22 protein-coding genes are annotated in these 18,073 nt (G+C 70.5%); 11 read left to right on the plus strand and 11 right to left on the minus strand.

Features of this window, described 5'->3' with window-relative positions:
• Window positions 1-12 precede the first annotated feature (12 nt).
• The 6 genes from arfB to ACWEFB_RS13585 all read left to right on the plus strand — a co-directional run bounded on the left by arfB (window position 13) and on the right by ACWEFB_RS13585 (window position 5,963).
• Window positions 13-432, plus strand: coding sequence for an alternative ribosome rescue aminoacyl-tRNA hydrolase ArfB (gene arfB / locus ACWEFB_RS13560; RefSeq protein ID WP_452285298.1), 420 nt, complete (start codon window positions 13-15; stop codon window positions 430-432).
• 432 nt (window positions 433-864) lie between these two features.
• The gene (alr, locus tag ACWEFB_RS13565) at window positions 865-2,076 is read left to right on the plus strand and encodes an alanine racemase (protein ID WP_452285299.1); all 1,212 of its coding nucleotides are present in this window, start codon (window positions 865-867) and stop codon (window positions 2,074-2,076) included.
• A 1-nt stretch (window position 2,077) separates the two neighbouring features.
• A complete protein-coding gene (locus tag ACWEFB_RS13570; protein ID WP_452285301.1) occupies window positions 2,078-3,067 on the plus strand; it encodes a D-alanine--D-alanine ligase family protein in 990 nt (329 codons plus the stop codon).
• A 3-nt stretch (window positions 3,068-3,070) separates the two neighbouring features.
• Window positions 3,071-4,246, plus strand: a complete 1,176-nt coding sequence (locus tag ACWEFB_RS13575; protein WP_452285303.1) for a UDP-N-acetylglucosamine--N-acetylmuramyl-(pentapeptide) pyrophosphoryl-undecaprenol N-acetylglucosamine transferase — start codon at window positions 3,071-3,073, stop codon at window positions 4,244-4,246.
• The gene (locus ACWEFB_RS13580) at window positions 4,243-4,887 is read left to right on the plus strand and encodes a M15 family metallopeptidase (RefSeq protein ID WP_452285305.1); all 645 of its coding nucleotides are present in this window, start codon (window positions 4,243-4,245) and stop codon (window positions 4,885-4,887) included. The genes ACWEFB_RS13575 and ACWEFB_RS13580 overlap by 4 nt, the downstream gene beginning before the upstream one ends.
• The gene (locus ACWEFB_RS13585) at window positions 4,884-5,963 is read left to right on the plus strand and encodes an acyltransferase family protein (protein WP_452285306.1); all 1,080 of its coding nucleotides are present in this window, start codon (window positions 4,884-4,886) and stop codon (window positions 5,961-5,963) included. The genes ACWEFB_RS13580 and ACWEFB_RS13585 overlap by 4 nt, the downstream gene beginning before the upstream one ends.
• A gap of 95 nt (window positions 5,964-6,058) precedes the next feature.
• Here the strand turns inward: ACWEFB_RS13585 and ACWEFB_RS13590 are convergent, their stop codons facing one another.
• From ACWEFB_RS13590 to ACWEFB_RS13610, 5 genes are all read right to left on the minus strand, one after another.
• Complete coding sequence (locus ACWEFB_RS13590; protein WP_452285308.1) at window positions 6,059-6,439, minus strand: VOC family protein; 381 nt, start codon at window positions 6,437-6,439, stop codon at window positions 6,059-6,061.
• Between the two features lie 113 nt (window positions 6,440-6,552).
• Window positions 6,553-6,819: a flavin reductase gene (locus ACWEFB_RS13595; RefSeq protein ID WP_452285310.1), complete on the minus strand. Its 267-nt coding sequence runs from the start codon at window positions 6,817-6,819 to the stop codon at window positions 6,553-6,555.
• A 28-nt stretch (window positions 6,820-6,847) separates the two neighbouring features.
• On the minus strand, window positions 6,848-7,066 hold the full coding sequence (locus tag ACWEFB_RS13600) for a hypothetical protein (RefSeq protein ID WP_326560491.1): 219 nt from the start codon (window positions 7,064-7,066) through the stop codon (window positions 6,848-6,850).
• Window positions 7,063-7,329 carry a hypothetical protein gene (locus ACWEFB_RS13605; protein WP_452285312.1) on the minus strand — a complete coding sequence of 89 codons (267 nt, stop codon included), beginning with the start codon at window positions 7,327-7,329 and terminating at the stop codon, window positions 7,063-7,065. The genes ACWEFB_RS13600 and ACWEFB_RS13605 overlap by 4 nt, the downstream gene beginning before the upstream one ends.
• The gene (locus ACWEFB_RS13610) at window positions 7,326-7,496 is read right to left on the minus strand and encodes a hypothetical protein (protein ID WP_452285314.1); all 171 of its coding nucleotides are present in this window, start codon (window positions 7,494-7,496) and stop codon (window positions 7,326-7,328) included. Before ACWEFB_RS13610 ends, ACWEFB_RS13605 begins: the two co-directional genes overlap by 4 nt.
• A gap of 293 nt (window positions 7,497-7,789) precedes the next feature.
• Between ACWEFB_RS13610 and ACWEFB_RS13615 the strand changes: the two genes are divergently transcribed.
• The 3 genes from ACWEFB_RS13615 (at window position 7,790) to ACWEFB_RS13625 (ending at window position 9,027) form a co-directional block, all read left to right on the plus strand.
• Window positions 7,790-8,578 (plus strand): helix-turn-helix domain-containing protein, encoded by a 789-nt coding sequence (locus ACWEFB_RS13615; protein ID WP_452285316.1) that lies wholly within the window; start codon window positions 7,790-7,792, stop codon window positions 8,576-8,578.
• The gene (locus ACWEFB_RS13620; protein WP_452285318.1) at window positions 8,569-8,763 is read left to right on the plus strand and encodes a DUF397 domain-containing protein; all 195 of its coding nucleotides are present in this window, start codon (window positions 8,569-8,571) and stop codon (window positions 8,761-8,763) included. The genes ACWEFB_RS13615 and ACWEFB_RS13620 overlap by 10 nt, the downstream gene beginning before the upstream one ends.
• 69 nt (window positions 8,764-8,832) lie before the next feature.
• Window positions 8,833-9,027 carry a DUF397 domain-containing protein gene (locus ACWEFB_RS13625; RefSeq protein ID WP_452285320.1) on the plus strand — a complete coding sequence of 65 codons (195 nt, stop codon included), beginning with the start codon at window positions 8,833-8,835 and terminating at the stop codon, window positions 9,025-9,027.
• A gap of 116 nt (window positions 9,028-9,143) precedes the next feature.
• Here the strand turns inward: ACWEFB_RS13625 and ACWEFB_RS13630 are convergent, their stop codons facing one another.
• Window positions 9,144-9,950, minus strand: coding sequence for a maleylpyruvate isomerase family mycothiol-dependent enzyme (locus ACWEFB_RS13630; RefSeq protein WP_452285322.1), 807 nt, complete (start codon window positions 9,948-9,950; stop codon window positions 9,144-9,146).
• Between the two features lie 119 nt (window positions 9,951-10,069).
• On the opposite strand from ACWEFB_RS13630, the gene ACWEFB_RS13635 reads away from it, so the two are divergent.
• Entirely contained in the window at window positions 10,070-10,570 is a 501-nt protein-coding gene (locus ACWEFB_RS13635) for a DinB family protein (RefSeq protein WP_452285324.1), read from the plus strand.
• Between the two features lie 193 nt (window positions 10,571-10,763).
• On the opposite strand, the gene ACWEFB_RS13640 is transcribed toward ACWEFB_RS13635, so the two are convergent.
• The 5 genes from ACWEFB_RS13640 to ACWEFB_RS13660 all read right to left on the minus strand — a co-directional run bounded on the left by ACWEFB_RS13640 (window position 10,764) and on the right by ACWEFB_RS13660 (window position 16,997).
• Window positions 10,764-12,071, minus strand: coding sequence for an outer membrane protein assembly factor BamB family protein (locus tag ACWEFB_RS13640; RefSeq protein ID WP_452285326.1), 1,308 nt, complete (start codon window positions 12,069-12,071; stop codon window positions 10,764-10,766).
• Between the two features lie 44 nt (window positions 12,072-12,115).
• Complete coding sequence (locus ACWEFB_RS13645) at window positions 12,116-13,585, minus strand: outer membrane protein assembly factor BamB family protein (protein ID WP_452285328.1); 1,470 nt, start codon at window positions 13,583-13,585, stop codon at window positions 12,116-12,118.
• A gap of 86 nt (window positions 13,586-13,671) precedes the next feature.
• The gene (locus ACWEFB_RS13650; RefSeq protein WP_452285654.1) at window positions 13,672-14,565 is read right to left on the minus strand and encodes a 3-methyladenine DNA glycosylase; all 894 of its coding nucleotides are present in this window, start codon (window positions 14,563-14,565) and stop codon (window positions 13,672-13,674) included.
• Window positions 14,566-14,636: 71 nt separating this feature from the next.
• Window positions 14,637-15,071: a protein-tyrosine phosphatase family protein gene (locus ACWEFB_RS13655; protein WP_452285330.1), complete on the minus strand. Its 435-nt coding sequence runs from the start codon at window positions 15,069-15,071 to the stop codon at window positions 14,637-14,639.
• Window positions 15,072-15,242: 171 nt separating this feature from the next.
• Window positions 15,243-16,997 (minus strand): hypothetical protein, encoded by a 1,755-nt coding sequence (locus ACWEFB_RS13660; protein ID WP_452285332.1) that lies wholly within the window; start codon window positions 16,995-16,997, stop codon window positions 15,243-15,245.
• A 165-nt stretch (window positions 16,998-17,162) separates the two neighbouring features.
• Here ACWEFB_RS13660 and ACWEFB_RS13665 point away from each other — a divergent pair, with 165 nt between their 5' ends.
• On the plus strand, window positions 17,163-17,966 hold the full coding sequence (locus ACWEFB_RS13665; protein WP_326560480.1) for a fumarylacetoacetate hydrolase family protein: 804 nt from the start codon (window positions 17,163-17,165) through the stop codon (window positions 17,964-17,966).
• Window positions 17,967-18,073: the final 107 nt, after the last annotated feature.

Consider the following 18,073-nt stretch of genomic DNA (forward strand, 5'->3'; position numbering starts at 1 on the left):
ACGGCCGGCGTCGTGACGTTGCCCATCCGCCCCGGTACGGCGATCCCCGACGCGGAACTGAACTGGCGTTTCTCCCGGTCCAGCGGTCCCGGCGGGCAGGGCGTGAACACGACCGACTCCAGGGTGGAACTCTCCTGGGATCTGGGTCGGTCGACCGCCCTGCCGGAGCATCTCAAGGCGCGGGCGCTGGACCGGTTGGCGAACCGCCTGGTCGACGGGGTGCTGACCATCACGGCCTCGGAGCACCGGTCGCAGCTCATGAACCGGGAGGCGGCCCGGGAGCGGCTGGCCGCCCTGCTGGCCGAGGCCACCGCCCCGCCGGCCCCACCGCGCCGGGCGACCCGGCCCTCGCGGGGAGCGAAGGAACGCCGGATCGCGGACAAGAAGCGACGGGGCCAAACCAAGCGCCTCCGACGCTCCGACGACGACTGACCCCGCTCGGGCGAGACCCGAGTCCGCCGTCACAAAACCTCGCGATGGTCACTTCTTCACGAGATCCACACGACTCCCGACAATCATCACAGGGGTGTCCGCCTCCACTCTCCTCCGCCAAGATCGACCCTCTTGTAGAGAAAGAGTGGCTTCCCTCGCCGGGATAGCCACTCTTTCTCTACAAGAGGCGTGCCCTCCGGCGGGAGGGGCGGGGTTGGGGCGGGGTTTGGTGGTGTAGACACTGCGTGTATACATGCTGTGTATAGTCGCGCAGGGTTCTGGTGGGGACCTGGTTGGGCCGGGGTGCGGCCCTCATCTACCCGATATATCGCGAGAAAGGACCTATCTGGTGACTCCCTGTGTTGCGGGGCACCCGTTCCTCTCGTGGTTGTCGGCGGACCCGGCGACCGCACTCCCGCTCGGGTGGGCCCGATGAGCGGGCAACTGGCCGAGGCGGTGATCGACCTCTCGGCGATCGGGGACAACGTCCGTACCGTCGCCGGGGTGGCCCGGACCGGGCTGATGGCGGTGGTCAAGGCCGACGCCTTCGGGCACGGCGCGGTGCCGGTGGCGCGAGCCGCCGTATGGGCCGGAGCGACCTGGCTGGGCGTGACCTCCAGCACGGAAGCGCTGACCCTGCGCACGGCGGGGATCCGGGCACCGATCCTGAGCTGGCTGCACCGCCCGGATGAGGACTTCACCCACCTGATCACCGCGGGCGTCGACATCGCGGTGTCGACCCTCACCCACCTGCACTCCGTCGTCGGGGCCGCCACCCGACTCGGCGCACCCGCGACGGTGCAGCTCAAGGCCGACATCGGCCTGTCCCGCAACGGTGCCAACGGCGACGACTGGCCCGAACTCGTCACCTGGGCCCGCAAGTACGAGGCCGAGGGCAGCGTGCGCGTACGGGGGGTGTGGTCGCACCTGACCAACGCCGAGGAGCCGGGCAGCCGGAGCGTCACCGGTCAGGTGTCGACGTTCCGGGAGGCGCTGCGGATCGCCCGGGACGCGTGCCTGACCCCCGAGGTGGTCCACCTGGCCAACTCGGCGGCGGCGCTCGGCGTACCGGAGGCGCGGTACGACCTCTGCCGGATCGGACTCGCCCTGTACGGCGTCGACCCGTTCGACCCCATCGGTCCCGGACGGTTCGGACTGCGTCCCGCGATGACCCTGCGAACCAGCGTGGTCAACGTCAAGCGGGTGCCGGCCGGCATCGGTGTCTCGTACGGGCCCGAACACGTCACCGACCGGGCGACCACCCTCGCGCTGATCCCGCTCGGGTACGCCGACGGACTGTCCCGGACCACCGAGGGCCGGGCGTCGGTGTGGCTCGGCGGGCGGCGGTGCCCGATCGTCGGCCGGATCGCCATGGACCAGTGCGTTGTCGACGCCGGTGACCTGCCGGTGGCCCTCGGCGACGAGGTTGTCGTCTTCGGCCCCGGCGGTGCTGCCGTGTCCGGTGCTGCCGCGTCCGGCGCTGCGGCGTCCGGCGCCGCCGGCGCTGGCGGCGGGGCATCGGGTGTTGCGGCGGCGGAGCCGACGGTGGGGGAGTGGGCGCGGTGGGCGGGGACCAATCCGCACGAGGTCATGACCGGGATCGGCGCGCGGGTGGCGCGGGTACATCTTCACTTGGAGCGATGAGTTGACGAACATCCGGCTGGCGGTGCTCTTCGGTGGGCGCAGCGGCGAGCACGACGTTTCCCGCCGCTCGGCGGAGAGCATCCTCGCCCACCTCGACCGCGACGCGTACGACGTGACCGAGGTCCTGATCGAGCGGGACGGCCGGTGGCGCGTCGACGGCCAACCGGCCACCCTCACCACCGCCCTCAAGGCGTTGAGCAGCCAGGACGTCGTGTTCCCGGCACTGCATGGCCCGTACGGGGAGGACGGGACGGTCCAGTCGATGCTGGAATGGCTCGGCGTCGCGTACGTCGGCAACGGTGTCTTCGCCAGCGCCGCCGGGATGGACAAGGAGGTCACCAAGCGCCTCCTCGCCGCCGACGGACTGCGGGTCGCCGACGGGGTGACCCTGCGTCCGGGGGAGGAACTGTCGGCGGCCGACCGGGAACGGCTGGGCCTGCCCGTCTTCGTCAAACCCGCCCGCGCCGGCTCCAGCATCGGGGTGTCCAAGGTGGAACGGTGGGAGCAGTTGCCGGCCGCGCTGGAGCTGGCGCGGGAGAGTGACACGCGGGTCCTGGTCGAGGCGGCGGTACGCGGACGCGAGATCGACGTCGCCGTACTGGAACACCCGGACGGCCGGATCGAGGCCGGTCCACCGCTGGAGATCAGCGTGGCCAGCGCCGCCTTCTTCGACTACGACGCCAAGTACGACGGCGGGGCGGTCTTCCACATCCCGGCCGCGCTCGACCCCGACTCGACCAGGATGCTCCAGGACCGGGCGGTGCGGGCGTTCACCACCCTGGGCTGCCGGGGACTGCTCCGGGTCGACTTCTTCCTCCCGCACACCGGGCAGGAACCGGTGGTCAACGAGGTCAACACGTTCCCCGGTTTCACCGCCGCCTCGCAGTACCCGCAGATCTGGCAGCGGGCCGGGATCACCTTCCCCGCCCTGCTCGACATCCTGGTCGCGGGAGCGCTGAAGGAGTCCCGGCTCGGCGCGGCGGCGGCCTGACCCATGGTCATCTACAGCGCGGAGCACCTGCGCGGGATCCGGGTGGTCGTCACCGGGGGCGGGACCGGAGGGCACACCTATCCGGCGTTGACCACCATCCGTACGCTGCGCGCCCGGCTCGCGGTCGCCGGCACCGAACCGGAACTGCTCTGGGTCGGTGTCGCCCACGGCCTGGAGGCGAAGATCGCCCGGCAGGAGGGCATCCCGTTCCAGGCGATCACCACCGGGAAACTGCGCCGGTCACCGAACCTGCGCGAGCTGGGACGGAACATCGCGGACGCGTTCCGGATCCCGCTCGGCATCCTCCAGGCGATCATGATCGTGGCCCGTACCCGGCCCGCCGTGGTCCTCTCCACCGGCGGGTACGTCTCCGTACCGATCGGGATCGCGGCCTGGGTGACCCGCCGGCCGCTGGTCATGCACGAGCAGATCCTCACCCTCGGGCTGGCGAACCGGATCCTGGCCCGGATCGCGGACCGGGTCCTGCTCAGCCACGAGTCCTCGGTCGACCACCTGCCCGGGCGGGCGAAGGCCCGTGCGGTGGTCACCGGCAACCCGATCCGGCCCGAGATCCTGCGCGGTGACCGGGGTCGGGCGCTGGCCGCGTACCGCCTCGATCCGCACCTGCCGCTGCTGTACGTCACCGGCGGCGCCCAGGGCGCGGTGCAGGTCAACAACCTGATCGCCGAGATCCTGCCGGACCTGCTCGCCGGCTGCCAGGTCCTGCACCAGTGCGGCGAGTTCTCGTTCGACCGGATGCGGCTGATCGCGGACGGCCTGCCGGAGCACCTGCGCGACCGGTACCGGGTGGTCGACTACGTGCACGACGAGATGCCGGACGTGCTCGCCGCCGCCGACATCGTGGTGGCCCGCAGCGGAGCCGGAACGGTTGCCGAACTCACCGCCCTCGGCAAGGCGTGCGTGTTCATCCCGCTGATCCCGACCGGGGGTGACGAGCAGCGGCGTACCGCCCGGCACCTGGCCGACGCGGGCGCGGCCCGGATGCTCGCCGGCCCCGACGCGACCCCCGACCGCCTCCGCGAGGAGATCATGATGCTGCTCGACCATCCCGACCGGCGCCAACACCTGGCCGACACCGCCCGCCGCTACGGGCGCCCCGATGCCGCGGCGGCCGTCGCCACCGCGATCATCGACGCCGCAGGACGGTACGGGTCATGATCCTGCTCTCCGACCGGCGGATCTCCGCCATCCCGCTCGGTGACAACAACGAACCCCTGGTCGACCTGCGTCGGATCGACGGGTTCCGGGTGGACGACCGCCTCGCCGACCCGGCCGGTGCGTACGCCCACCTGCGGGAGGAGACCGCGGCCCGGCTGCTGACCGCCCAGCGGACCCTGCCGTACGGGTTGCGCCTCCTGATCGTGGAGGGCTACCGCCCGTTGACCCTCCAGACGACCTACTTCGAGGACTACAAGGACGAACTCCGCCAGCGGTATCCACGGTGGGAGCCGGCGCGCCTGCACGTCGAGGCCAGCAAGTACGTCTCACCGCCCGAGGTGGCCCCGCACAGCACCGGCGGAACCGTCGACCTGACCCTCTGCACCGCCGACGGCGACGAGGTCGACATGGGTACGGCCGTCAACGACAGCCCGGTGGCCAGCGCCAACGCCTGCTTCACCGGCTCGCCCGACATCTCACCCGAGGCCAGGGCCAACCGCGACATCCTCGGTACGGCACTGTCCGCCGCCGGCATGGTCAACTACCCGACCGAGTGGTGGCACTGGTCGTTCGGCGACCGCTACTGGGCCTTGAACACGCGGGCCGACAGCACCCGGTACGGCCCGGTCGACCTGACGTGAGGCGGCTGTACGAGGTCGACCTCCTGCGGATCATCGCAGCGCTCGCGGTCGTGGTCTTCCACTACACCTTCTCCGCCTGGATGCAGGGCCTCAGCCCGGTCACCTTCCCGGTGCTCGGCGAGGTGACCCGGTACGGCTACCTCGGTGTCGACCTGTTCTTCGTGATCAGCGGGTTCGTGGTCCTGTCGAGCGCCTGGAACCGTACCCCTCGGGAGTTTGTCGTCTCCCGGATCGTCCGGCTCTATCCGGCGTTCTGGGTCGCGGTCACCCTCACCGCCGTGGTGAGCGTCGTCTCCGGCAGGTTCCCGGTCGGCCCGGTGCAGTACCTGGCGAACCTGAGCATGCTCAATCCGGCGGTCAACGTCGGCAACATCGACGTCGTCTACTGGACCCTCTGGGCGGAACTGCGGTTCTACCTGATCGTCTTCGTCCTGGCCCTGGTCGGACTGACCCGCCGCCGGGTCCTGGCCGCGCTCTGGGGGTGGCTGGCCCTGACCGGGTTGCACGAACTCGGACTGCTGCCGTCCGCCGCCGACCTGCTGCTCCAGACCACGTTCTCGCACTACTTCATCGCCGGGATGGCGCTGAGCCTCCTGCTCCGCTTCGGCCCGAGCTGGGAGCTGGTGGCGATCCTGGTGCTGTCGTACGCGAACGCGGTCTACCGGGGGCTGGGGTTCGCGGCCGACGTGGCCGAGCGCTACCGGACCGGGTTCCATTCGGCGGTCATCATCGGCGTGATCTGGCTGATCTTCATGGCGATGACGCTGATCGCCCTGGAGGCCACCGCCGGGATCGGCCGCCCGTGGTTCCTGGTGGCCGGATCACTGACCTACCCGCTCTACCTCGTCCACGCCCACATCGGCTTTGTCCTCCTGGCCTGGCTCGGCCCGTGGGTGACGCCGTATCCGGGGCTGAAATGGGTGCTGCTCGCCGCCCTGATCGCCGGCATGGGCGCCCTCGCGTACGCCATCCACGTGGTGGTCGAACGCCCGTTCGCACCCCGGTTGAAGCGCGCACTGAACCGTCTCGCGCGGGTGCCGGTGCGGGCCCGTCAGGTCGGTTCGCATCCGGTGTGAACGGAGCCGCCCCGAACGGTCACGTCCGGCCCGTCACGGGGCGGAGCCGGACGTGACCGATCGGGGGCCGTGCGATTTGCGAGCCCGGCAGCCTGTCAGCCCGGCAGGAACAGGCAGAACGGGTGACCGGCCGGGTCGAGATAGACCCGTACGTCGTCCTGGGGTTGGAAGTCCGCGAGCGTCGCACCGGCCGCGAGCGCGTGCGCCCCGGCGACCTCCAGGTCGTCCACCTCGATGTCCAGGTGCAGCATCATCTGCTGGTCGTCCGGGCCGGCGGGCCAGGTCGGCCGAACGTACGCCGACTCGGTCTGGAACGACAGCCCGGCACCGCCCACCGGAGGGGACAGCTTGACCCAGTCCGGTTCGTCTTGCTCCACGTTCCAGCCGAGCAGCCGCCGGTAGAACGCCGCGAGCTCCTGGGCGTCGGGCGAGTCGAGCACGATGCCGGAGACGATCATGCGAGGTGGCGGGGCCATGGTGTCCCTCCCGGATCCTTGGGGATGTTCCCGGCATTGTTCCCCACTCACCGCCCACCCCATGCCCCGCCGAGCCGCCGGATCGAATCGAGCTGTCAGATTGAGCGGGGCCGTCAGATCGAGCGGAGCCGGCGGCGCGGCGGCGGGTCCGATATCCAGCCGAGGAATCGAGCCTCGATCTGCGCCGGAGGCAGGTCGGCCAGCTCGACCGCCGCCCGTTCCCGGAAATGCCGCATGAATGTTGTCAGCTTCTCCGCGTCGCCGCGATAGAGGGACCGAAGTCGACCGCGAAACACCGGACACGGCCACAGCTCGCCGCAGTCACCGCAAATCCAAGTCGGATCGGGGCGGTGCGGGGCGAGCAAATCATCGTTGTCCACGCTGGCCGCACCTTTTCTCGAAGGTTTGTCAGATCAGGTAGATCTCGCGCGGTACGCCATCCTCCCGCACGATCGTGAAATGCCCCTCGGGCGCCAGGTCATGCAGCAGTGCGGCGATTTTCACTGCATGGTTGAGCGCGTCGGTGCGATTGCCGTCGAGTTGGGCGAGCCGGTCCAGTGCCGTGTTCGCCGACGGGGTGAGGTTGAAGGTCACCTTCACCAGTCGGGGACGTTCCGGTTCGGTCATCGGCGCGGCACCGGCGGCCAGGCGATGAAACGGTTGTAGAGGTTCTCGCGGGGCGCGTTCGGTGCGTACTCGGCGAGGTCATTCAGGGCGTGGACGTACTGGGCGGAGAGGTAGAGGCAGAGCGCGACCCGGTTACGGTGGAACTCCGCCAGCAGCGCCAGTCGGGCCGGACCGCACGGCCAGTCGGCTGCGCAGACCCGGCACCGCCACGTCGGCCGCATCGGCAGGTGCGGTCGCCTTCGGGTACGCGTACGCGCGGTCACGCCGACCGGTGAGGATCACGGCGTACGCGTCCGGAGACGCCGACCGCGAACAGTTCGAGCGGGGCGATCGGCGGGTCGTCGTACCCCGGTCCCCGGTTTGTCGAACGTCTTCTCGGTACGCGGGCCGGCGGCAGGTCCGGCGTCATCTCGCGCGGTGGAACTTCCATTGTGGGTTTGTCGTGTCGACCGATTGTTTCGTCGTTTTCGCCGGACATGAATCGTCTCCGTTCCGATCGTTGGAAGGGGCCGCCCCGGGGAGGTTGGGCGGGGAAGCCGGGGCGGCCCCGCAGTCCCGCCCGTCCGGGTCCACTTGCCGATGGGTCCGAGCGGTTCCGCTAGTGACACTCTGCTGTGGACTTCACTATGTTGGGGAGGCTCAATGCATCGACCGGCAGCGAGTAAGGCCTCATGATCCGTTGGTAGCAAGTTTGTCCGGAGGTTGTCCGTGCAAAGATCACCAATGCTCGACCACTTTGGCGAAGAGCTGAAACTGATCCGCATCGCCGCTGAAATGTCCCAGCAGGAACTCGCCGAGGCGATCAGCTATTCGACCGCCCTCGTCGGCAAAATCGAAAACGGCGACCGCCGCCCCAGCGCCGACTTCGCCCGTCGCTGCGACTCGGTGTTCAACACCAGTGGCCTGTTCGTCCGCATCCAACGCCTGATCAGCCGAGACGGGATGGTCGCATGGTTCCGCGAGTGGGCCGGCATTGAGGCGGAAGCCGTAGCCCTTCGAAGCTTCCAATCGATGTTCGTGCCTGGACTCCTTCAGACCGAGGCATACGCGCGGGCTCTGCTCTCTGCCTCGGGGCTGCGCTCCGACGAGGAGATCGCCCAGCAGGTAGCTGCACGGTTGGAGCGGCAGGAAATCCTCACCCGCGACAATCCGCCGTTTCTCACCGTCGTATTGGACGAGTTCGTCCTGCGCCGGACGGTCGGCGGGCCGGCTGTGATGCGCGAACAGCTCCTGCACCTGGTCAAGGTCGGGGGATCGTTCCCGCGGGTGCGAATCCACATCGTGCCCTTGTCGGCCGGCGCGTACGCTGGCCTGGATGGCCCCTTCGTGATCGCCACCCCGCCCGTGGGAGAGGACGTCGTCTATGTGGAAGGTCAGCTTCCGGGACAGACGTCCGACCGTGCGGAGGACGTGCAGCGCGCCGTCCAGGTGTGGGAGTCCATTCGGGGCGAGGCACTACCTCACCAACAGTCCCTCGAGTTGATAACGGAAGTGGCGGAGACATGGACCTGACGGGCGCCCGGTGGCGTAAGAGCAGCCGCAGCAACACCCAGGGTGGCGACTGCGTCGAGGTGGCGGACAACCTGCCGGGGCGGGTGTTCGTGCGGGATACCAAGGACCGTGAGGGTGGGACGTTGGCGTTCGGTCCTGCCGCGTGGCGGGCGTTCGTGGCCGACGTGGCCGCCCGCCACCCGTAACCCGCTTCGCAATCCACTGCGCACCGCATCCCCGGTAAGCCCCTTGCCTAGACTTGGAGTGGCAGAGACATGGACCTGAGCGGCGCCGAGTGGCGCAAGAGCAGCCGTAGCAACACCAATGGCGGCGCGTGCGTCGAAGTCGCGGGGAACCTGCCGGGGCGGGTGTTGGTGCGGGATACCAAGGACCGTGAGGGTGGGACGTTGGCGTTCGGTCCTGCCGCTTGGCGAGTGTTCGTTGCCGACGTGGCGGCCCGCCGCCCGTAGCCCGTTTCGGGACAGTGCGAGGACGCCCCTCGTCCGGAGACGAGCAGTGAGGCGGGCGATGGTTTCGCCCGCCTCAGCGCTGCGTTGTTGTCCCCGGTCGATGCGGTTGCACGGTTCTACGCATCCGGGTCCCAGTCGATGAGCAGGTCGAAGATCCGTCGGTCGCCGTCGACCTTCAGGGAGTCCACCGGAACACGGCCGTAGAAGACCAGGACCAGCTCACTGGCCGTACCCCAGAAGGAGGCGTCGGCAGCGTCCGGTCCCTCGCCGGCAGCGGTGGCGGTCATCGTGCCGGGCGTGGGGAGACGGGCGACCCGTGCGCCGTCGGCGGAAAGCGAAACGCGCCAGGAACGGCCCTCGGTGGCGTGGTAGTCGACGGCAGCGGGCTCGTGCGGCCAGGGGGCCGTCGTCGCGCAGCAGGTGAACAGGAAATCCTCGACGCCGTCGAGTGCCACCTCTTCCGGCAGCGGCTGTACGGCGCCAAGGGTGAGCTGAGCGTCGTAGGTGTGCACCGCGACCTCCTGGAGCTGGTGCCGGGCGACGGCACCGGAGGTCTGTAGCGACATCGACCTGCCCCACCACGTCCAGCACCCGAGGTCCGGGCCGGACTCCCGCAGCGCGTCCAGCAGTTGCTCCGTGGACTCGGCCGACCAGGCCAACAGGGCCTCGCGCTCACTGGGTCCAGTCAGGGGGCCCTTCGCGGCGGTCTCGGGCGGGGGAGCGTCGGCAGGCCCCGCGCCGACGATGGCGGCCCAGCGGCGGCGTCCCTTGCCCAGATGCTGCACCAGATCCAGCAGCGTCCACTCGGGGCAGGTCGATACCTGCACCTCCAGGCTGGGCGCGGAGGCGATCGCGGCCCGGAACGCGCTCGACCGTTCGTCGATCAGCCGTACCAGGTCGGGAAAATCCGGAGTCTCTGCCACGCTGCCTGTCTACCACCACGCACTGGCAAACCAGGCAGGGCTTTTCACCGCCGACGCGGCGGGCAGTTGACGTACGGGGGCGGGCGGCTGGTGTCGTACCGGCGGGTTAGCGTTCCGAGGTGACGCCACCGCAGGTTCGTACCTCGGACGAGAAGACGACTCTCGTCACCAGCCTCGCCCGCCATCGTGCCGTGATCCTCTGGAAGGTCCAGGATCTCGACGACGAGCGGCTGCGTCGGCCCATGGTCCCGTCCGGCACCAGCCTGCTCGGCCTGGTCAAGCACCTGGCCGGAGTCGAGTACGGGTGGTTCTGCGAGACGTTCGGCCGGCCGGTCGAGCCGATGCCGTTCGACCTCGACCAGGACCCGGAATCCGACATGAGGGCCGATCCGGGGGAAACGACGGCGGACATCGTCGCCTTCTACCAGCGGGCCTGCGCGGCGGCCGACGAGGCGATCTCCGAGATCGACCTCGAAGCGCACGGCACCTCGTGGCGCGGCGACACGGTCTCCATGCGCTGGGTGCTGGTGCACATGATCGAGGAGACCGCTCGGCACGCCGGTCACATGGACATCATGCGAGAACTCCTCGACGGCGCAACGGGCGACCACGCTCAGTAACACAACACCGCCGCACGTCCCGGCCAGGCGTATAACGCGTCAGGTTCGTACATCGTTTTTGATGTACGCACATCAAAGACGATGTACGAGTTGAAAGCGTTGCTTAGTTTTCCGGAGCGCGATGGTTCGGGGCGCGATGGTTCGGGGCGCGATGGTTCGGAGCTGAGGGCGGCTCGCGGGCGGACCGGGCGGATCATCGGTGGTAGCGCCAGACGCGCAGGACGTTGGGCTCGTCCTGGCAGACGATGACGTCCGCTTCGAGCTGGCAGTGCGCCGCCCCGTAGGGCACTATCCCGAGCAGGTGCACCTCGGTCGCGCCCGGTTCGAGCAGACCGAACCAGGTCGCCGCGCCCGACTTGCTCGGGGCCGTGAGCAGTGCCGGTCTGCCCGGCGGTGCGGTGGTTATCTGCTCCCACCCGGTCAGGTCGGCCAGCGTCCGGCCGGTGGCCGGGTCGACGCTACGAGCCAGCCCGCCGTCACCGGGCCCCAACTCGACCACATGGCTCCCGTTCATCACCCGGACCGTGTTGGGATCGGTCTTCGGACCGGTCTGCTTTCCGGTGCCCGGGTCGAGCACCGTCCAGCCCGAGCCGTTCCCCACGCAGGGCTGGTCGCCGCAGTTGTTGACGGCTACCTCCGGACTTCCCAGTGTTCGGTGCCACCGTTCGGTGAACGTGTCGACCGCGTACGCGGTCAGCACCCCGTCGGCCCGTTGCACCAGCAGCAGGTCCCCGGCGACCACCACCGCGGGCGGCTCCACCGTGACAGCCGGGAGGCTCTGCCTGGCCTTGCCGGTCCGGGCGTCCCACTGCTCGACCCGGCCGTCCTCGGTCGTGACCACCACCGCGGCACTCTCGGCCGGCGAGGCGTTCGACCAGCTGGTGGCCATCGCGTCCGCCACCGGCACCGAAGTCCAGAGCGCCTGCCCGGTGCCCAGGTCGTACGCCCGCACCACCACCCCCATCGGCGCGACCAGGTAGGCATCGCCGGGTGAGATCTTCTCGATGGTCAGCCCCGTACGGCCGTCGGTCATCGTCCGCAACTCACCCGGCACCGACCAGCGGACCTCGCCGGTACTGGCGTCCACGGCGGTGGTGTGCGTGGCCTCGCCTTGCAGCACCCGGATCAGCAGCACGTCCCCGACCTGCCGGCCGAGCCCACCGGCGGCGGTGCTGTCCCGGTCGTACTCGGTGGTCCAGAGCAACCGCCCCTGACGCGGCTCGTACGCGGCGACCGACTCCCCGGCCTGTCCGGGCTGGTCCACCCCGACGAACAACCGGTCGGGAGTGAGGACGAAGCCCCGGTTCGGCGCCACGATCAGGGTGGTGATCTCGGTCAGTGACGCTGGTCCGGGCGCCGCCGAGCCACCGAGCGCCAGCAGCAGCGCCGCCCCGACCGCCAGCGCCCCGAAGCGCAGCCGGCGCAACGACACCGGCGAACCGGGTATGGCACCGGCCGCCGGTTCGTCGCCCGACAGGTCGAGATCGATCAGTACGGGCATGTCGGCATCCGTCCGCGCTCCGCTGCTCGTACTGCTGCTCGTAGTCACTCGTCCTCCGCCTGGACCGGGGTCCGGTAGCGCCAGATCCGCAGCGTGTTGTCGGTGGTGGTGCAGGCGATCACCTCCGCGGTGAGCTGGCAGTCGGAGACCCCGACCGGGACCATCCCGAGCGCGACCGGCGCCACCCAACCCGGTCGGAGCACTCCCAGCCAGGTCGGCCCGCTGAACGTCTCCGGGTTGACGAAGAGGACCCTTCCGCTGGCCATGACGTCGGCGCGTTTCCAGTTCATCAGGTGGAGCCGGGGCGCGCCGGTCAGCGGGTCGACGGTACGCAGCGGTCGCATCGTGCCCTGGGGGACGAACTCGATCAGGTGTCCGCCCGCTTCGGCGATCGCGTGTTCCCGGGGAATCGGCCAGAGCCGTTTGCCGTCGGCCCGGTCGATCGTCCACGCGCCCTGCGGACCGGACTCGCAGATCAGTTCATCCGAGCTGCAGAAGCCCAGGAAAGTGTCGTCACGTACCGGCCGGCTCCACACCTGCCGGTAGGTCTGCGTGGAGTACGCCGTGACCTCCAGGGAGTTGTGCCGTACCAGCACCAGATCCCCGCCGAGTTGCAGGGCGCCGGGGTTGACGGCGGGGAAGCGGTGGCGCACCGCGCCCGTACGCGGATCCCGCAGTTCGGCGGCACCGTCGGCGGTACGCACCGCCAGGTCATAGTCCCGGTCCGGCATCCGGCTCAGAGTGCCGTCGCTGAACAGGACCCTGACGTCGATGACCGCGCTGCTCAACAGCTCGGAACGCCACCGCACCTGGCCGGTGCCCAGGTCGATGCCGGTGACGACCCTCCCCAGCGGTGGCCCGCCGTAGAACGTTCCCCACGGCGACGCGTAGGAGGAGCTTCTCCCCTCCGGTGAGTCGGCAAGAGCGGGATCGTCGGGGAAGACCATGTCGATGGCGAGCGCCGTCCCGTCGTCGCCGAGCGACTGCACGTCGTTCGGCAGTGACCACCGTTCCCGACCGGTACGGTCGTCGACCGCCACCGTACGCATGCCGGTCCGGTCCGGCCGGGGTCCGGTGAGCAGCAGCAGCCCGGCCCGGTGCTGAAGTTCCAGTTTGGTGCCCGGCCACACCGGTAGGTCGTACGTCCACACCCGACGCCCCCGGTCCAGCTCGTACGCCGAGACCCGCCAGATCAGGTCGCCCTGCTCCGGGGCGGCGATGAAGAGCCGGTCCTCGGTGAGCAGCATGCCCCGGTCGGGGAAGGCGGCCTGTTGGCGGGCGGGCGGGTGCGGGAAGCTGGCGATCTCGCTCAGGATCGGCTCCGGCGGCAGCCCGGACCCACCGGTGGTGAGCAGCAGCGCCGCCGCGAGTCCGAGCGCCACCGGTCGCAGCCGGCGCCAGGTGAACGGTCGGCGGGGTTCGACGTCGACCGGGTCGTCCCGGACGGCACCGAGGTCGATCATCAGTTCCGGTGGGTCCCCGGCACGTTCGCCGGTGCGTTCCGTGCCGACCATCGCCGTCCCCCGTTTGCCGGTGTCACCCCGAATGGTAGGCGGCGATGAATGTCAGGCGGGGATCGATGTCACGTGGGGGACGGACGTCAGGTGGGGATGGCGGCGAGCAGGCGGGCGCGCAGTGGCGCGGCGCGTTCGGCGAAGGCGCGCTGGGCGGCGGCGTACTCGGCCCGTCCCTCGGCGGTCTCCACCCGGACCGGCGGATGACCGAGAGCCTCGAGGTCGTACGGGCTGGCCCGCATGTCCAACGTCCGGATCTCCCGGGCCAGCTCGAAGGCGTCGGCCACCAACTCGCTCGGCACCAGCGGCGACAGCTTGTAGGCCCACTTGTAAAGATCCATGTTGCCGTGCAGGCAACCGGGCTGCTCCAGGTCGTGCTGGGTCTCCCGGGTCGGATTGAGCAGGTTCAACGGCCGGGCCGGTGCGGTGAAGAACCGGTACGCGTCGAAGTGGCTGCACCGCACGCCGGTCCGCTCGACGGTCTGCGCGGTCTGCTCCGGTGACAGTCGCAGCGGCCACGAGTTGTGCCGTACCTCCTGCTGGGTCTGCCGGTAGACCATCGCCCACTCGTGCATCCCGAAGCAGCCGAACTGGGCGGGACGGTCGGCGGTCCGGCTCAGCAACGTACGGATCCAGTCGATCGAGTCGCCGCGCCGTGCGCGTACCGCATCGGTGTCGAGGGTGAGCCCGGCGGACGTCGACCGGTAGTCGCGGCCGAAGTCGTCCGGGTCAGCGTCGGCCAGCACCACCCCGGCGCCCGGATGCCAGCGTCGCAGTTGCGCCGGCCGGTGCGAGTAGTAGGTGAACAGGAAGTCCTCGACCGGGTGCCGCTCGCCGGCCTGCCGCCGTCGCAGGTGCGGCGCCAGCCAGTCGTCCGCCCGGCGTTCGTGGGCCGCCCGCCGGGCCTGCCACGTCGTCGCGTCGAGCACGACGGTACGGGCGGCAGCAATGGTCACCGGCCCAGCGTACGCACTGGCCAGCCGTCCGCCCCAGCCAGCGGCGGCAGCGTGGGCAGTGGTGGCCCGCCGGCCGCCCCCAGCCACCGGCGGGGCTACCGGGCGGTGAACCGTTCGACGTACCGCCGCTGCCACGGTGTCTCGACGGCGTGGCGGTCGTAGTGCTCCCGGACGTAGGCCACCGCCCGGTCGGCCGGCACCCCGTCGATCACCGCGATACAGGCGAGCGCGGTCCCGGTACGCCCCCGCCCGCCACCGCAGGCGACCTCCACCCGCTCGGTGGCGGCCCGTTCCCAGATGTCGGCGAACACGCTCCTGGCCCGCTCACGGTCGGCGGGCAGGCGGAAGTCCGGCCAGCGGAGCCACTGCGCCGGCCAGGTTGTCGGCGGTGGCGGGCGGCCGAGCAGGTAGACCCCGGACGTCGGCTCCGGACCGGGCGGGAGCGGGTGCCGCAGGCCCCGTCCCCGGACCAGGCGCCCGGACGGCAGCCTCAGTACGCCCGGTCCCGTCGGTTGCCAAAGCTCCGTCACCCGGCCAGCGTAGGCGGGCGGCCCGGTCCGGATGAGCCCGACTTGCGGGCGGGCGGCTTGGTCGGACGGGCGGCTTGGTGGGCGGTCTTGATCCACGCGCGCTGAGCTGTTGCCGGGTGCCCCTGTAGAACAGATCAGAGCGCAATGATCATGAGCGGGGGCGGGCGTGGGTCAGGTCACGGCGACGCTGACGCCGGCGGAGAAGACCGCGCCGCGCAGTTCGACCCGGGTCGGCGGGTTCGGCCCGTCCATGGTGAACACGATCGGGAAGAGCATCCGTTCGCTCGGTGGCACCGGCTCGGCGAAGATGTCCCGCCCGCCGTTGACCGCCCTGGTGGCGCCGAGGTCCGTGGTCACCCAGTTGCCCGTCGCCGCGTACGCCCGCTGCGATTCGCCGTACCAGAGTTGGGGTTGTTTGCTGACGTTGCGGGCGCTGATGGTGGCCAGGCACCGGTGTCCGGACGGTCGGGGTCCGGCCGGTTGCTGGACCGAGTCCCCGCAGTTCACCCGGTAGATGGTGAACTCGAAGGTGGCGTCGCGCATGGTCGCGCCGATCGTGCCCGTACTGGTCCGGCCCACCCAGGCGCCGCTGGTCGGTTGTTTGCCCGTGTCGATCGCGCTCACCTTCGAGGTCGCCGCCCAGGTCGCCGCCGTCACCACCAGCCCGACGATCACCACCGCGATCCCGATCACCCCCCAGACCGGCGGCCCCGTACGCCGTTTGCTCCGAGCCGGTACGGCCGGCCGGGGCGGTGCGGTCGGCGACCCACCGGAGAGGAACGTGTTCGGGATGCCGTCGGGCATGCTCGGAATCGTGGCCGAGAGCTGCCGCACCTGATCCTGCTGCCGGCTCGGTCCTGACCGGCTCGGGCTGGCCTGGGTGGGGCCGGCCTGGGTGGGGCCGGGCTGGCTCGGGCCGGGCTGGGACGAGGATGGGGACGGTGTGTCGGCGGTGGCCGGTGGCAGGTCTACCGAGGCCCAACCGGTCGCCGGTCGTTCCTCGGGCGGGATGTTCCCGCCCCACGTCGGCCTCGGCGAAGGCCACGACTCGGCGCCGTCACCCGGCCGGATCCGGGCCACACCCCGGGCAAGCCCCCGGGCGAGTCCGGGCGGCGGGCGGTCCAACGTCGCCGGCCGGTCAAGGAACGGCGGCTCGCCCACACCCGCCGGTGCGCCCACGCCCGCCGGTGCTCCGCGGCCGGGTGGCATTCCGCCCGCGGCCGGTGGCCCGACCCCGCTGGATGGCCCGCTGCCGGGCGCCCCGCCGCCGGTCGGTGGCCCACCGAAGCCCCGTGAGACCCCGCCGCCCGACCCGCCGCCGGGCCCTCCGTCGCGGCCACGGTTGGCCCGCTGGCGGATCCGGCGGCGCCACCACCAGAGTCCCGCCACCAGGAGCAGCAGGAGCACCACCGCCGCGCCGAACAGGTACGCGGGGCGCTGCCAGATCGCCGGGTCGGCGTCCTCCGCCTTCTCCGCCTGGGCGGCCTGCCAGGTCGCGCTCGCGCAGTCGAACGGGATGTCGCCGGCTCCGGCGAAGGCGCAGGCGGGTGCGCTCATCGGGACGCCGGGCGGGGTCGGAGCCAGTGCGGTGTTCAGCGTGTGCATGCCGCCGGGCGGGAGTTGCAGTCGCCAGGAGACCTCCGTACCACCGGTCTGTCCGGCGGGCAGGCTGGTCTGGCCGCCGTCGCTGACCACGGTCGGGGTGGTGCCCCGCGGCAACTCCTGGCGGACGGTGGTGTCGATGGTGCTGGTGGTGCCGTTGTGCACCAGGATCTGATAGGTGGGCGCGTGGTGGCCACCGCTCGCCATCACGACCGTGACCGCCGAAGGCGCTGCCCGTGCGGCCCCGCCGGGCAGGATGGTGGAGAGCAGACAGCCCGCGAGGACCGTACTGGCCAGGCGCCGTCGGGTCGATGCAGAAATCACAACGAGACCTCCTTTTCTGACGCTAAGCCGCCGTTCGGTCAATGGTGTTTGGAAGGGGCGAATCGCATCGTCCGGCCGAACGGCTGGAGTATGGTGCCGCGTCGCCGTACCCGTACCGACGGTGGTCACCGGCCGGATTGGCGCTGGTACGGCTAGATTGGCCAGGTGCGTATCGTTCGTTTTGCTCATGCCAAGGGAATGTCGTTCGGCGTCGTGGAGGGTGAGCCGGACGCCGGCCCCGGCGCCCTCACGGTCGCCGAGATCGAGGGTCACCCGTTCGGGGAGATCAAGCTCACCAACGCCCGCTGGGCGCTGGCCGACGTACGGCTCGTCTCGCCGATCCTGCCCAGCAAGGTGGTGGCGGTCGGGCGGAACTACGTCGAGCACGCGGCCGAGCACGGCGCCGAGGTGCCGACCGAGCCGCTGCTCTTCCTGAAGCCCTCCACCTCGGTGATCGGGCCACGGGACGCGATCCGACTGCCGACCCAGTCCAAGCAGGTCGAGCACGAGGCGGAGCTGGCCGTGGTGATCGGTGTGACCGGTGCCCGCCGGGTCGACCGGGCGACCGCCGCGAAGGCGATCTTCGGTTACACCGCCGCGAACGACGTCAGCGCGCGCGACCTGCAACGCGCGGACGGCCAGTGGACGCGGGCGAAGAGCTTCGACTCGTTCTGCCCGATCGGGCCGTGGATCGTGACCGACCTCGACGTCAGTGACCTGGAGATTCGCTGCGAGGTGGGTCGCAACCCCGACCAGATGGAGGTACGTCAGCTCGGCCGTACCAAGGACATGGTCTTCGACGTACCGACCCTGGTGTCCTACATCTCACACGTGATGACGCTGCTGCCCGGCGACGTGATCCTGACCGGCACCCCGGCGGGGGTTAGCCAGCTCACCGACGGGGATACCGTCACGGTGCGGATCGACGGGATCGGCGAGCTGTCGAATCCCGTGGTGGCGCTGGACTGAACGACCCGCCCAGTACGCCGAGCGGCCCGGCCAACGGCCGCTCATCCGCTGGTGGAGGCCGGATCCATAACCCGATTTGGCCTCTCCCAGTCGGTCCGGTAAAGTCT

It is taken from the genome of Micromonospora sp. NPDC004704 (assembly GCF_053601675.1).